16 protein-coding genes and 1 tRNA gene are annotated in these 12866 nt (G+C 60.2%); 7 read left to right on the top strand and 10 right to left on the bottom strand.

Annotated features, from left to right (window positions below; translation table 11 throughout):
* Positions 1 to 15: 15 nt before the first annotated feature.
* Entirely contained in the window at positions 16 to 510 is a 495-nt protein-coding gene (gene soxR / locus ACZ1HK_RS23785) for a redox-sensitive transcriptional activator SoxR (protein ID WP_472630778.1), read from the bottom strand.
* A gap of 72 nt (positions 511 to 582) precedes the next feature.
* Between soxR and ACZ1HK_RS23780 the strand changes: the two genes are divergently transcribed.
* A complete protein-coding gene (locus ACZ1HK_RS23780; RefSeq protein WP_472630777.1) occupies positions 583 to 786 on the top strand; it encodes a hypothetical protein in 204 nt (67 codons plus the stop codon).
* Between the two features lie 85 nt (positions 787 to 871).
* Here ACZ1HK_RS23780 and ACZ1HK_RS23775 read toward each other — a convergent pair.
* The 3 genes from ACZ1HK_RS23775 to ACZ1HK_RS23765 all read right to left on the bottom strand — a co-directional run bounded on the left by ACZ1HK_RS23775 (position 872) and on the right by ACZ1HK_RS23765 (position 2325).
* Positions 872 to 946, bottom strand: a tRNA-Val gene (locus ACZ1HK_RS23775).
* Positions 937 to 1491, bottom strand: coding sequence for an HU family DNA-binding protein (locus ACZ1HK_RS23770; protein ID WP_472630776.1), 555 nt, complete (start codon positions 1489 to 1491; stop codon positions 937 to 939). The genes ACZ1HK_RS23775 and ACZ1HK_RS23770 overlap by 10 nt, the downstream gene beginning before the upstream one ends.
* Before the next feature lie 57 nt (positions 1492 to 1548).
* Complete coding sequence (locus ACZ1HK_RS23765) at positions 1549 to 2325, bottom strand: polysaccharide deacetylase family protein (RefSeq protein ID WP_472630775.1); 777 nt, start codon at positions 2323 to 2325, stop codon at positions 1549 to 1551.
* A gap of 302 nt (positions 2326 to 2627) precedes the next feature.
* Here ACZ1HK_RS23765 and ACZ1HK_RS23760 point away from each other — a divergent pair, with 302 nt between their 5' ends.
* Positions 2628 to 2819, top strand: a complete 192-nt coding sequence (locus ACZ1HK_RS23760; RefSeq protein ID WP_472630774.1) for a hypothetical protein — start codon at positions 2628 to 2630, stop codon at positions 2817 to 2819.
* Between the two features lie 113 nt (positions 2820 to 2932).
* On the top strand, positions 2933 to 3370 hold the full coding sequence (locus tag ACZ1HK_RS23755) for a tail fiber domain-containing protein (RefSeq protein ID WP_472630773.1): 438 nt from the start codon (positions 2933 to 2935) through the stop codon (positions 3368 to 3370).
* Positions 3371 to 3451: 81 nt separating this feature from the next.
* Here ACZ1HK_RS23755 and lon read toward each other — a convergent pair whose 3' ends face one another.
* The 6 genes from lon to ACZ1HK_RS23725 form a co-directional block, all read right to left on the bottom strand.
* Positions 3452 to 5851 (bottom strand): endopeptidase La, encoded by a 2400-nt coding sequence (lon, locus tag ACZ1HK_RS23750; protein ID WP_472630772.1) that lies wholly within the window; start codon positions 5849 to 5851, stop codon positions 3452 to 3454.
* Between the two features lie 225 nt (positions 5852 to 6076).
* Positions 6077 to 6643: a hypothetical protein gene (locus tag ACZ1HK_RS23745; RefSeq protein ID WP_472630771.1), complete on the bottom strand. Its 567-nt coding sequence runs from the start codon at positions 6641 to 6643 to the stop codon at positions 6077 to 6079.
* A gap of 84 nt (positions 6644 to 6727) precedes the next feature.
* Positions 6728 to 7324, bottom strand: coding sequence for a hypothetical protein (locus ACZ1HK_RS23740; protein WP_472630770.1), 597 nt, complete (start codon positions 7322 to 7324; stop codon positions 6728 to 6730).
* 125 nt (positions 7325 to 7449) lie between these two features.
* Complete coding sequence (locus ACZ1HK_RS23735) at positions 7450 to 8352, bottom strand: SRPBCC family protein (RefSeq protein WP_472630769.1); 903 nt, start codon at positions 8350 to 8352, stop codon at positions 7450 to 7452.
* 189 nt (positions 8353 to 8541) lie between these two features.
* Positions 8542 to 9672 (bottom strand): tRNA guanosine(34) transglycosylase Tgt, encoded by a 1131-nt coding sequence (gene tgt / locus ACZ1HK_RS23730; protein WP_472630768.1) that lies wholly within the window; start codon positions 9670 to 9672, stop codon positions 8542 to 8544.
* Positions 9673 to 9753: 81 nt separating this feature from the next.
* Complete coding sequence (locus ACZ1HK_RS23725; protein WP_472630767.1) at positions 9754 to 10092, bottom strand: hypothetical protein; 339 nt, start codon at positions 10090 to 10092, stop codon at positions 9754 to 9756.
* A gap of 26 nt (positions 10093 to 10118) precedes the next feature.
* Between ACZ1HK_RS23725 and ACZ1HK_RS23720 the strand changes: the two genes are divergently transcribed.
* The 4 genes from ACZ1HK_RS23720 (at position 10119) to ACZ1HK_RS23705 (ending at position 12812) form a co-directional block, all read left to right on the top strand.
* On the top strand, positions 10119 to 10415 hold the full coding sequence (locus tag ACZ1HK_RS23720; RefSeq protein ID WP_472630766.1) for a hypothetical protein: 297 nt from the start codon (positions 10119 to 10121) through the stop codon (positions 10413 to 10415).
* A 274-nt stretch (positions 10416 to 10689) separates the two neighbouring features.
* Complete coding sequence (locus ACZ1HK_RS23715) at positions 10690 to 11520, top strand: LysR family transcriptional regulator (protein WP_472630764.1); 831 nt, start codon at positions 10690 to 10692, stop codon at positions 11518 to 11520.
* A 95-nt stretch (positions 11521 to 11615) separates the two neighbouring features.
* Complete coding sequence (locus tag ACZ1HK_RS23710; protein ID WP_368474826.1) at positions 11616 to 11978, top strand: SUF system Fe-S cluster assembly protein; 363 nt, start codon at positions 11616 to 11618, stop codon at positions 11976 to 11978.
* Positions 11979 to 12134: 156 nt separating this feature from the next.
* Positions 12135 to 12812: a DUF3307 domain-containing protein gene (locus ACZ1HK_RS23705; RefSeq protein WP_472630763.1), complete on the top strand. Its 678-nt coding sequence runs from the start codon at positions 12135 to 12137 to the stop codon at positions 12810 to 12812.
* The last annotated feature ends 54 nt before the right edge of the window (positions 12813 to 12866 follow it).

Genomic DNA, 12866 nt, shown 5'->3' with positions numbered 1-12866 from the left:
GTAGAGGGTGGGTAATCAGGGCGTGGCATCATCTGCTCCGGCGTCCATCTCAGCCTCTTCCTGCGCGCCGCCAAGCCAACGGCGAGGCCCCGCGCCACGCGCGCCCATCCGGTCATCGGCGTTGTAAAGAGGGCAGTGCTCCATCGACAGGCAGCCACAGCCAATGCAGGCCCCCATCTGGGTGCGCAAGCGTTGCAGGGTCGCTATCTTTTCATCCAGTTGTGCCGCCCAGACATCCGCGGCGCTGCGCCATTCCTCTGCCGTGATCCTTCCGCTTGGCAGCGCGTCAAGCATGGCCTTGATGTCGGACAAAGGCACGCCCACGGCTTGCGCTGTGCGGATGATCGCAACACGGCGCAATTCGCGCCTGTCGTAGCGGCGATGATTGGCGGCCGTCCGCCAGGATTGGATCAGCCCCTCGGCCTCATAAAAGTGGAGCGTTGAAACGGCGACGCCCGCCCGTTCGGCCATCTGGCCGACGCTGAGGTCCTTCGCGATGCGAGATGACATTTGGCCTTTACCTCAAGTGAACTTGAGGCCGTAGCCTCATGAAATCAAATCGATTCGCCAAGAGGAAAAGACATGACTGTTCAATTGACCGCACATACCCCGACCCGAAATCGCACCCGCACCTCCCTGGCCCGGCTTTGGCGGGGCTGGTGGCTGCGCGCCGCAAAGGCGCAGCAACGAAGGTGCCTGGAACGTGTTCTGATGGATCCCCATATGGCACGCGACCTTGGGCTGCCGGTGGCAGAACGCCCTGTTATCCGCCTTGAGATTTGGTGACGTGCGATATTCTCGTGCTCTGACGCTCGGTCCGCACGCGCGTTGGGTGCGCCAAACGCCCGACTTTTTGTAAGAAAAAGCGGATTGGTGGGTGATGAGAGATTTGAACTCCCGACATCTTCGATGTGAACGAAGCGCTCTACCACTGAGCTAATCACCCGCCGATGCGCGGCATTTAGCTTTCTTCGTCAGCCTTCGCAAGGGGGCCACGTCGCCCGCCGTCGGATCAGCCTGCGCGCGCTTCAACTTGAGCGTCAGCATCTCGCCGTTCGGCTTTTCGATCCGCTTTTTCACCATGAATTTGCCAAGCGGCGGCACGATCACCTCTTCATTGGCATCAAGCGCTTTGCCGATTTCATCGAGCACCACGTCGAAGACCATCTTGGCCTCGGACCGCTTTAAAGACACGCGGTCCGCAACAGCCTGGATCAGGTCCGGGCGGCGCAGTGCATCGCTGGCGGAAGCCGCTGCGCCCTCCGCAGCCGGCTGAGGCTCAGGAGCTGCAGGGGATGTTGGCGTTACAGACTTGTCAGCCACCTTAGGCGCCGAGGTCGAGGTGGATGTCTTGGTGCTGGTGGTCGATTTGCGTCGCCCGGCCGAAGTTGCCTTGGCCTTGGTGCTCTTCGCCTTGCTGGTCGTTTTGGTTGCCATCTCGATCTGCCCTTCCACCAACGTCGTGCAAAAGCCCGCGTCGATTGTTTCCATTTCGACAACAGCTTAACCGATCACAGCCCATTGGGCCAGTGTGAGGCAAAAACAGCGTTAACCGGACGCCTCAACCAACCGCAGACGGCGGCGATCCCAGCGGGGCCAGCCGATCAGTTCCGATACGGTCACAAAGCGAAACCCGCGGCCCATCACGCCGTCCAAGGCGGCTGGCATGGCCCGCACGGTTGCGGTGTGGATGTCATGGGCAAGGATCACTCCACCGGGGTGCGAGCCGTTTATTACGCGGCTCGACACCACGGATGAACCCGGACGCTGCCAATCAAGCGTATCGACCGACCATAGCACTGTGGGCATCGCGCGGGTTTGGTGCAGCATCAGGCGCTGGCGATCGTAGAGATTGCCATAGGGCGGCCGCATGGTGACCGGTGGCCGTCCAACGGCCTCATAAACAGCGCGGTTTGTGCGATCCACCTGGTTCAGAACCGATCCGTCGGAATGGCCGTTCAGGTTGGGATGCGACCAGGTGTGGTTGCCGATCTCGTGCCCTTCATTGACCATCCGTTGCAGGATTTGCGGGTACCGCGCGGCATTGCGGCCGATCACGTAAAACGTCGCCCTGATCCCCCGCGCGCTCAACATATCGAGGAGTTGCGGTGTCAGCCGTGGATGTGGCCCGTCGTCAAACGTCATTGCGACGTAGGGCTGCGCGGTCGGGATACGCGTGACCGTGGCATCGACACCGCGTCGAATTTCCCCGCGCCCGGCAAAAGACTGCGGTGCGGCTTGCGCGTCTGCGCGACGTGCGATGAATGGCATGGCAAGACCGGACGCTGCAAAATGCAGCAGGGCGCGGCGGTTTACTCTGAACATCTCGCGCGGACCCTCGCGATGGCTTACGCCCCCGGACATACGATGGGCGGAACACCGCCTGTCACGCAACGAATCGGTTGGGGGATTGATCGAATCGACCGCCATACGTTGTCGAATGGCCACGATTTCGCGCCGGCACCTCCGCTTAGCCGGCTCAAATCGTTGCGAGTGCGCCACTTTTTGCTGCCTCAGCGCGGTTTGTACGCGCTTTTTGAGCGAGTCGCATTGATCGCAGCCCGGTGATTTTGCCAATGTGCAATCAACGCGGGGCTGCAACGCCGCGTCGAACGTCTGCTTAACACTTGGGGAATTCCTATGAAAAAGTTCTGATTGCCGCTCTGGCCATCGCCGCATTCGCAACCGCTGCCCAAGCTGGCGGCATCGTGACCGTCACGCCGGAAATCGTCGTGGTTGAAGATACTGCAGCATCGAATGGCGGCATCTTCGTGCCGATCTTCGCGCTTCTGCTGCTGATCATGCTGCACCACGGCTAAGGTTGGGGTGCGCCGCACCCGACCAGACAGAGATCACCGCTTCGGTTTAGAGGCGTGTTGATGAGCGCCCCGTCTTTCGGGGCGCTTTTTTTATTCAAAGGGGGAAGACAGTGATGAAAAACGTATTGGCGTTAATGTTGGCAACAAGTCTGACTATCAGCACTGCGTTTGCGCAAAACGCACCGCAGCCTGAAATGGACGTGACCGTGATCCATCAGAACACGGCTGAAACTGCCGAGCAGATCTTCGTGCCGGTGTTCGCTTTGTTGATGGTGATCCTGGTGCTATCGGCATCCAATGATGGCGGCATGATGAGCTATGCGCATGCCGCGAGTGACGAGCGCTTGAAGGAAGACATTGTGCACGTCGGAACAGCTGAGGCTGGCTTCGGGATCTACGAATGGTCCTACATCGGCTCCGACCAACGTTTTCGCGGTGTTCTGGCGCAGGAGGTCATGCAGTACCGGCCCGATGCAGTTGCACCGATGATCGGAGGATACCTTGCGGTCGACTATGACGCGCTTGGCCTCACGATGGAGATGGTGGACTAACCGCTGAATTTGTCGACCGGCTAAGAAAAAGGCCCCTCTGGAGCGATCCAGAGGGGCCTTCCCGTGTTCAAGTTGCCGCTATCAGTGTGCGGTTGCGCCTGCTCCGCCACGCTCAAGCGCGGCCTGGGCTGCGGCGGCCTCTTCTGCGGCCTCATCCCATTCGATGGGCTCAGGCACAGAAGTCAGCGCATGTTCCAGCACTTCCGACACGTGGCTGACGGGGATGATGTTCAGCCCCTCTTTCACATTGTCGGGGATCTCGGCCAGATCCTTCTCGTTTTCCTGCGGGATGAGGACCGTCGTAATCCCCCCGCGCAAGGCTGCGAGCAGTTTCTCCTTGAGGCCACCGATCGGCATGGCGTTGCCGCGCAGGCTGACTTCGCCCGTCATCGCAATGTCGCGCTTCACCGGAATGCCCGTCAGGACCGACACAATGGATGTGACCATGGCCAGACCCGCACTCGGCCCATCTTTAGGCGTTGCGCCATCGGGCACGTGAACGTGGATGTCCATGCGGTCGAACTTGGGCGGCTTTACCCCAATCTGCGGCGCGATGGAGCGGACATAACTTGAAGCCGCATCAATAGACTCCTTCATCACGTCACCCAGCTTACCGGTGGTCTTCATCCGACCCTTACCAGGCAGGTTCAACGCTTCGATATGCAGCAGGTCACCGCCGACTGACGTATAGGCCAAGCCAGTGACCACACCAATTGCGTCCGCATCCTCGGCCAGGCCATAACGGAACTTCTTCACACCCAGGAAATCGTCGAGATTGTCGGTGGTTACGACAACTTCTTCATCCTTCCCGCGCACGATCCGCGTGACCGCCTTCCGTGCCAGTTTACCGATCTCCCGCTCCAGGTTCCGAACGCCCGCTTCACGGGTGTAGGTGCGGATCATCTCTTGCAGCGCTTCCGGCTCCAGCGTGAATTCCTTGGCTTTCAGGCCATGGTTTTTCACCTGCTTGGGGATCAGGTGGCGATGTGCGATCTCCGCCTTCTCGTCCTCGGTGTAGCCTGCCAGCGGGATGATCTCCATCCGGTCCAAAAGCGGGCCCGGCATGTTGTAGGAGTTCGCCGTGGTCAGGAACATCACGTTCGAGAGGTCATATTCAACTTCAAGGTAGTGGTCCACGAACGTCGAATTCTGTTCCGGATCAAGCACTTCCAGCATAGCCGAGGCCGGATCGCCCCGGAAATCCTGTCCCATCTTGTCGATCTCATCGAGCAGGATCAGCGGGTTGGTCGTTTTCGCCTTCTTCAGCGCCTGGATGATCTTGCCGGGCATGGAGCCGATATAGGTCCGGCGGTGGCCGCGGATCTCGGATTCATCACGCACGCCACCCAGAGAAATCCGGATGAACTCACGCCCCGTGGCCTTGGCCACCGATTTGCCCAGAGAGGTCTTGCCGACGCCCGGGGGGCCGACAAGGCACATGATCGGCCCCTTCAGCTTTTTCGAGCGTTTCTGAACGGCGAGATACTCAACGATCCGTTCCTTGACCTTCTCAAGCCCGTAATGATCGTTGTCGAGGATCTGCTCCGCGCGGCCCAGATCCTTTTTCACGCGCGACTTCACGCCCCACGGGATCGACAGCATCCAATCGAGGTAATTGCGCACAACCGTGGCCTCGGCACTCATCGGCGACATGTTCTTGAGCTTCTTCAGCTCAGCATCCGCCTTCTCGCGCGCCTCTTTCGACAGCTTCGTGGCCTCGATCCGCTCTTCCAGCTCGGCCACTTCGCCCGCGCCGTCTTCGCCATCGCCCAACTCGCGCTGGATCGCCTTCATCTGCTCGTTCAGGTAATATTCGCGCTGCGTGCGCTCCATCTGGGACTTCACGCGCGTCTTGATCTTCTTTTCGACCTGCAGCACAGACATCTCGCCCTGCATCAGGCCATAGACCTTTTCAAGCCGGGCGGCGACTTCAAGCGTTTCCAGAAGCTCCTGCTTCTGGTCCACTTCGATCCCCAAATGGCCAGACACCAGATCGGCCAACTTCGCCGGGTCCGAGGCCTCGGACACGCTCGTCAAAGCCTCTTCGGGGATGTTCTTTTTGACCTTGGCGTATTTCTCGAATTCTTCGGCGACCGAACGCGTCAGCGCGGCAATCGCTTCCAGATCGCCGGTGGATTCCGCCAGCGGGCTGGCCGTCGCTTCAAAATACGGGTCGACCATGGTGAATTCGTCGATATGCACACGGCGGCGGCCTTCGACCAGCACCTTCACAGTGCCATCGGGCAGCTTCAGCAACTGCAACACATTGGCCAGAACGCCATTATCATAGATGCCGTCGGCACTCGGATCATCATCCGCCGGGTCGCGCTGCGAGGACAGCAGGATCTGCTTGTCGTCCTGCATCACCTCTTCCAGTGCGCGGACAGACTTTTCCCGGCCCACAAAAAGCGGCACGACCATGTGGGGAAAGACCACGATGTCGCGCAGGGGCAGGACGGGATAGGTGGTTTGCTCTGGCATAAGCCTCATGCCTTCCTTTTGCTCAGGCAAGGGTGCGGGGCCCCGCTTGGCGGCAGCCTAGCCCCCTCCTCTCTCGGATGTCTTAACGTGGGGCGCGTGTCAGGGTGTTTCAAGCGCAAACGCACGCAACTTTAGCGCGCAGAGTGCACGCGCCCGCTCCCTCACACAACCCACCCATGGGGGTATGTTGAGAGGAAAGCGCAAAATCCTGTGGAAAACGGCGGCTTAGTCCGAAATTTTGAGCGAGGACACATCGGGCCGCCGGTTTTTCTTGCCCGGATCACCGGGCAGTCGCACCACCTCGACCCCCAGCATGTGATCCAATCCCTGAATCACCCGGCTGATGCGGGGGCCATTGACCTTCCCGGCAAACAAACCTCGCACCGTGCCGTCAGGCAGGCCAAGGTAAATCGCATCCACGTGCTCGGTGCGCGCAACAGTGCCTTGGGCGCTGGCCGCGCCGCCGGACGTTCGTGTCTCGGTGAACACGCCTGCCTTCAGGCCACCGGCGGGAATGAAGCGGCGCGCAAAGGGGCGATGCATCGTGATCCCGTCAGGTGTGATGGTCAGCACCCGCATTGTCGCGCGGCGGACCATCAAAAAGATAAGGAACGCGCAAGCCAAAGCGAGGCCAACCGGCACCCACAGCAGCGGCTGCCAAAGGTCGGCATTGATCAATTTCACAACGATCCACACACATGTCCCACCGATCGCGGTAAAGATCAGGCAGACCAGCGCCGTCAGCAAAACTGAAGCGTTGGACTTTAGGACCACTTCGTTACTCATTGCCATTCCGTATCCCCACGAACGACGGACAAGATTGGCCGACGCGTTGCGCGGCCAACCGGATACCTGCATGCGGTTTTCGCGAAGTCCTTAACGCGACATCACCACAGGGCGATACGCATTGATCGAGCCCTCTTCCCCGACAACGGTACCGTAGACCGCGCCCTGGATCAGGCTTTCGCTCAAGACGCGGAAGACCGCAACATAGCTCAGCGTGACGCCATCTTCGCTCAGCGAAAATTCGGTCCGCAGGATCGGATAAGCGGTAATGTCACACCCGACAACGACCGAGGTTTCCTCTTCACTCAACGCGCTGTCCAGCGCCTCGGCGACCTGATCAATAACGGGGGAGCTTGGGGCAACGCCGATGGGCAACATCGGGGCCTCCGCGTCCATCCACGATGTTGCGTAAAGCTGATCCCCTTGCAGCACAAAATCGACCGACGATGGGGCCTCCGCTGGCATCGGAATGGGCATAATCATGCCGCCGCCTGCCATGACGGCGACGCCTTCAGGGTTTTGGGCCGACCAGTTGCCAACCAAACCTTCCGAGATCTCAGCGACATAGTTGGCCGGATCAATGTCGCAGATGGAAAACGGATCGACTTCGTCGTCGGCGGATGCCGCCCCGGCACTGGCAAGAACGGCAAAGGCAGTCAGGGAAAGCAGTTTGGATTTCAATGTCATTTTCGTGTCTCCGTTGGTGTCCTGAAATTCTTGCCACAACAGATAGACATCACAAACCCTTGAAGACAGTATGGAAAGCCCGCGAATTTCGGGGAAGGCAGGCGCGCCTTTCCCTGCAGGGCCGCTCAGGCGCGGGCCATTTTCCGCACTTGCCAACCGGAAACCGACCAATCGCGACGGCCCTTCAGAAAGGCCTCTGCACCGTCAAGTTCGCTGGCAAGGAAATCATCAAGAACCAGCAGCAGCCAGGTGCCAATGCCAAGCCCGCGATGATGATGGCTGAGCGTCACGTTGCTGCGGCCATCTGCCAACGGCTCCAACCGCATCTCGAATGTGCCGTAGAATGCGTTTGGGCCGGTCTTGGCCTCATCATCCGGTCCGAAATCGTAGGCCGCATGGAACGGTTTCTGCCAGACCCGCCGCCGATGGCGTTGAACAAGCGTGCCATATCGCCCCAATCGGTAGTGGGCCTCAACGGCATTCTGGCCCAGATCGGGGCGGTCGGTGATGCGGATTATGCTGTGCACCCAGTGCCGCTCTAGCGTGTGTTCGTCGGGGACTAGTGCGGCCCAAACGGCTTCGGGCGCTGCATCAATGGTGCGGGTGCGCGATACTGACAGGTCAAACCGCAGGCCCCGCTGTCGCAAGACATCTTTAGCGAGCGCGAGTTCGATGACGTAAAACAGGCCGATGAACCACACGAACCCGTAGGATTGGAGGCCCCAATCGGACAATACCGAAGGCCCGTAGGCCTTAAGCGCTTCAACCAACAATGTGGTCAACGCGCCAACCTCAATCGCGCGGCGCAGTGCAGGCGCCAGCAAGATCACGAGGATCGCCAGCATTGTACTCAATATGAAAACGGAAAGGCCAAGCGACAGGTAAGCCAGCCATTCCGGCCCGGCCATTTCGTGCTTGATCCAAACGCGAACCTCTTGGCTCGTCTTGGCCATGAGCAAGCAGGTCAGCGCGATCAGGCCCCAGAAAAGCAGAAACCTGCGGCGTTGGCGATAGAGGCGTCGGAACATGGGACAGCGACCTTTCTTTGAAGCCCAGTTCTGGGCGGCAAGAATGGCGAAAAGAGGGCCGCACAGGCGCGATTGGATGGCTGTTAAGGCCCGCCCAATAGGTTAAGATTTGGCAAGCGAAAAATGGATTCTCTCGGCCTATCAGCAGCTAAACCCACCTTATCAACCGTGATAAGCGAGTGTCATGTCTTAGAGCGGCGCTATATCCCCTTCCGCCTGCAAGGCATGGAACCCGGCCTCAAACGCATCGAACCGATCCTCTGCGATTGCCGCCCGCATGCCCCCCATCAGCTCCTGATAGTAGTGCAGATTGTGCCAGGTCAGCAGCATGCCTGAGATCATTTCCTGCGCACGGAAAACGTGGTGCAGATAGGCCCGGCTGTAGTTGGAACAGGCAGGGCACGTACAGTTCTCATCCAACGGCCGCGGATCATCGGCGTGGCGCGCATTCTTGATGTTCACTTGCCCCCGCCGCGTCCAGGCTTGCCCGGTCCGCCCTGAACGCGAAGGCAGCACGCAATCCATCATGTCGATCCCGCGTTTGACCGCGCCGACAATGTCGTCGGGTTTGCCCACGCCCATCAGGTAACGTGGCTTGTCAGCAGGCAGTTGGTCGGGCGCGTAGTCAAGGCAGGCAAACATCGCCTCCTGCCCCTCACCTACGGCAAGGCCGCCTACCGCGTAGCCATCAAATTCGATACCTCGCAGCGCCTCCGCGCTTTCGGAGCGCAAATCCTCCTCCAGCCCACCCTGTTGAATGCCAAACAGGGCGTGACCCGGCCGGTCGCCGAACGCATCGCGTGATCGTTGCGCCCACCGCATCGACAGGCGCATGGAGCTTTCCAGCGCCGGACGGTCCGCCGGCAGCGCCGGGCATTCGTCAAAGCACATCACGATATCGCTGCCCAAAAGGCGTTGGATTTCCATCGAGCGTTCGGGGCTTAGCAGGTGTTTCGATCCGTCGATATGGGATCGGAAGGTCACCCCCTCCTCTGTCAGCTTACGCAGCTCAGCCAGGCTCATGACCTGAAAGCCGCCGGAGTCCGTCAGGATCGGCTTGTCCCAGTTCATGAAACGATGAAGTCCGCCAAGCCGGTCGATCCGCTCCGCCGTTGGGCGCAGCATGAGGTGGTAAGTATTGCCAAGCAGGATGTCGGCACCCGTTGCGGCCACACTTTCGGGCATCATCGCTTTCACGGTCGCGGCCGTCCCCACGGGCATGAACGCAGGCGTCCGTATCTCTCCGCGCGGGGTGTGAATGACGCCGGTCCGGGCTTTGCCCGACCCGGCATTGAGAGTGAAATCAAAGCGCTGTGTCATGGGGCAGAGCCATGCACCGACACGATTGAATTGCCAAGGGGGACGCGTGCGTGATGCTGCGCGAACGCTGCACCAAAGGGACTACATATGAACAATCGTGTCTTTGCTTTCCTCCTCGGGTTTGCAACCCTGATCGCGGCGCCCCTGCACGCATTGACGGTCGCAGAACTGACGGCAATCCACGAGACACGCAACGAACCCTACGAGCTGCGCAGCACGGCAATCGACGATGCCTGGCGCCAAGCGGTTGCGGAGGATTTGCGGTTCATCGACCCGAACGTCGCGCAAGAGGTCATGACTGCCGCCGCCAGTCGGTTCGATGGTGCCAATATCCACGTCTATCAACAGGCGGATACCTCGCTTGTCTCCCATATCGTGGCGCTGGAGGTGGGCGGCGAGATTGTGCTGCTCTCCTGGCATTCAACAGCTTTTTCGAGATCCCCGAATTGGTCGAGCGGCGCATCGACCTGCTGGATGACGTCCTGCAGGCCTTTGCGCCACAGCGATTTCAGGGCGGTTGGGCCGAGCAGACCTTCGCCGCGACGATCGAGAACTTGCATGCCTGGGCGGATGGCGCCCGCGAAGGCCCCTATCCGGGTTGGACCTACGAGGATCGCGGCGGCGTCCAGAGCCTGGGCACCACCCTAATCCCCGATTGGGTGGAAATCACCGTGACCTCGCTGTCGTGCGCCCCGCGCTATCCGTCCCAGGGATGGGCGGTGCAGTTTTTCTGCGTCGAGTAGTTGCGGGCTCTGCCCCGCGCCGCCAGCCAAGAAGCGAAAGCAGACGAGCGCGGCGCGCGGCACGGGCCTGCTTGCGCTGATTGGCAACCATTTTTGCAAACAGCTCCCGCTCTTCCATCATATTTGTTTGGGCGACGGGTGGAATTTCAATCCTGCGAATGATCTCGTGCATTTGCGATCTCCATATGTTTTATGGGATCTTGTACCGTTTGCGCGCTGCCGTGCGCGACGAACAGCTTTGTGAGGCACTTTTCAAAAATGAAAAGGACGTGCCATGTGGGATGATCTTGCGCTTTTCTCGGAAGTGGCTCGGCAAGGCAGTCTGACGGCCGCCGCTGACCGTCTTGGCAGCAGCCCCGCGACCCTCAGCCGTCGCATGAAGGCTTTGGAAGTTTCGCTGGGCCGCCCGTTGTTCCTGCATGGACGCCACGGCTATGCCCTGACCAGCGAGGGCCGCGACCTATTGCGCCGGACGGAGCGGATGGAGGCCGCAGCCGCCGATATCGCTGAATGGCGGGATCGTCCACGCGGCAAACGGCGGGTTCGGATCTCGGCCGGCACCTGGACGGCGATGATCCTGTCGAGGCATTTGACCGAGTTTTGGGACGCGTCCTGCGATTGGGTCCCAGAGTTTCTTCAATGCGAATTGGATATGGACATCGCCCGACGCGAAATTGATATCGGCATTCGAAACCGACGACCCGATCAGCCCTGGCTAGCCGGGCGAAAGACCGCGACGATACAATTTGCCGCTTACGGAAATGCACCAGACGCGACCGGCTGGATCGGCGCCGCCGGTGACCGGTCCAACACACCATCGGGCCGCTGGACAGAAGCACGGTATGGCGACGACATCGTGACCCGCGCAAATGAGGCGCAACTTGGCATGGCGATGGCGCAGGCTGGTGTGGGGCGCATGGTGCTGCCTACCTTTGTTGGCGATCACACGCACGGCCTTGTGCGATTGGGTGAGCCCATCGACGCTTTGACGTCAGAAGAATGGTTGGTGTGCCATCACGAAGGGCGGCATGATCCTGCGATCCGAAATGCGCTAACGGCTCTGGCACGGTTTCTGAGTTCAGACAGCCGGACCAAAGCCGCCTGACCCACGCGGCCGTTACGACTTGCCTTTACGACCCGCCTTTACGACCCATGGCACAATCCCTATATCTTCGCTCAGGTATTCGATTGGGACAGGCCATGACCGAGCAGACCCCACAGATGGAAGGCGCGCCCTTGATCGCGCCCTCAAGCACGGACCATCCGCTCTACGACAACGTGGTGGAAGCCTGCCGGTCTGTCTTTGACCCGGAAATCCCGGTGAATATCTACGACCTTGGCCTTGTCTACACGATTGATATCGGGCCGGAAAATGACGTCTCCATCATCATGACGCTGACCGCCCCTGGCTGCCCGGTGGCCGGTGAGATGCCCGGCTGGTTGGCCGATGCGGTGGAACCGCTTGACGGGGTAAAGACCGTCAATGTCGAGATCACCTGGGATCCCCCCTGGGGCATGGACATGATGAGCGATGAAGCCCGCCTTGAACTGGGCTTCATGTAACGCACCACCTGTAAAGTCGGGCTTTCCTTACGCCTTGTGACGCGCGCGTCGCCTTGCGGTCCGCAAACCTGCCTGCCATCGTGACTTTGGGGCTTAACCTCGTGCCACTGCGTCGTGACGGAGGCGTGGTGCGGGCAGAGGATACAGGACAGCCATATGGCAGCCTACACATTTGCGGCGCTCTTCCTGGCGCATGTCTTGGCGGACTACGTGCTGCAAACGACCTGGATGGTCGTCAACAAGCGGCGTGCCATCGCGATGGCGGCCCATATCGGCCTTGTACTTGGAACGATGTGCCTGACGACGCTGACGTTCAATCCATGGTTCTTGGCGCTCGCCGTCGCGCACCTCTGGATCGACATCGTGAAGACCTATGCCATGCCCGAGGGGCTATTCGCTTACATCTTCGACCAACTCCTTCACGTCGCGTCGGTGGCCGGTATCGCTTTGCTGGCCCCCGGGATCTGGCCCGCCAGCCCTTTGACAGGGGTCGAAAACCTGCCGCTTTACTACATGATCGCAGGCGGTGTTTTGTTCGCCGCGCGGGGCGGGCAATACGCGGTGGCCACGATCTTGGCCCGGCAGGGCTTGGGCGACAGTCGGGGCGTGCTACTGGGTTGGTTTGAACGGGCTGCTTTGTGCGTTGTTTTGATTGGCGGCTGGCCCGTGTTCGCCGGGGCGGTTCTCGCCGCGAAGGCCCTTTACATGGGCGCCAAAATGCCCGGCCGCGACACAACATCCCGCAACAGGCTCATACTTGGCTCCGGCATCAGCCTGGCCTGGGGGTTGGCGGTTGCGATTCCGCTGGCGCTTGTCATGCCAATGATGCACTGACCCGGGGCTTGAGGCGCAGGACCCCTGCCCTTACATTGGTCACAGACAGGTATT

It is taken from the genome of Gymnodinialimonas sp. JB5-7, assembly GCF_055693405.1.
This window is presented reverse-complemented; position numbering and strand designations above follow the sequence as displayed.

Excerpts from the sequence above, each read along its gene's own strand:
- ACZ1HK_RS23755 (WP_472630773.1), top strand. The coding sequence starts at position 2,933 with ATGAAAAACGTATTGGCGTTAATGTTGGCAACAAGTCTGACTATCAGC.
- ACZ1HK_RS23765 (WP_472630775.1), bottom strand. The coding sequence starts at position 2,325 with ATGTTCAGAGTAAACCGCCGCGCCCTGCTGCATTTTGCAGCGTCCGGT.
- ACZ1HK_RS23770 (WP_472630776.1), bottom strand. The coding sequence starts at position 1,491 with ATGGAAACAATCGACGCGGGCTTTTGCACGACGTTGGTGGAAGGGCAG.
- ACZ1HK_RS23725 (WP_472630767.1), bottom strand. The coding sequence starts at position 10,092 with ATGCCAGGAGAGCAGCACAATCTCGCCGCCCACCTCCAGCGCCACGAT.
- lon (WP_472630772.1), bottom strand. The coding sequence starts at position 5,851 with ATGCCAGAGCAAACCACCTATCCCGTCCTGCCCCTGCGCGACATCGTG.
- ACZ1HK_RS23705 (WP_472630763.1), top strand. The coding sequence starts at position 12,135 with ATGGCAGCCTACACATTTGCGGCGCTCTTCCTGGCGCATGTCTTGGCG.
- soxR (WP_472630778.1), bottom strand. The coding sequence starts at position 510 with ATGTCATCTCGCATCGCGAAGGACCTCAGCGTCGGCCAGATGGCCGAA.
- ACZ1HK_RS23715 (WP_472630764.1), top strand. The coding sequence starts at position 10,690 with ATGTGGGATGATCTTGCGCTTTTCTCGGAAGTGGCTCGGCAAGGCAGT.
- ACZ1HK_RS23740 (WP_472630770.1), bottom strand. The coding sequence starts at position 7,324 with ATGACATTGAAATCCAAACTGCTTTCCCTGACTGCCTTTGCCGTTCTT.
- ACZ1HK_RS23735 (WP_472630769.1), bottom strand. The coding sequence starts at position 8,352 with ATGTTCCGACGCCTCTATCGCCAACGCCGCAGGTTTCTGCTTTTCTGG.
- ACZ1HK_RS23745 (WP_472630771.1), bottom strand. The coding sequence starts at position 6,643 with ATGGCAATGAGTAACGAAGTGGTCCTAAAGTCCAACGCTTCAGTTTTG.
- ACZ1HK_RS23780 (WP_472630777.1), top strand. The coding sequence starts at position 583 with ATGACTGTTCAATTGACCGCACATACCCCGACCCGAAATCGCACCCGC.
- tgt (WP_472630768.1), bottom strand. The coding sequence starts at position 9,672 with ATGACACAGCGCTTTGATTTCACTCTCAATGCCGGGTCGGGCAAAGCC.
- ACZ1HK_RS23710 (WP_368474826.1), top strand. The coding sequence starts at position 11,616 with ATGACCGAGCAGACCCCACAGATGGAAGGCGCGCCCTTGATCGCGCCC.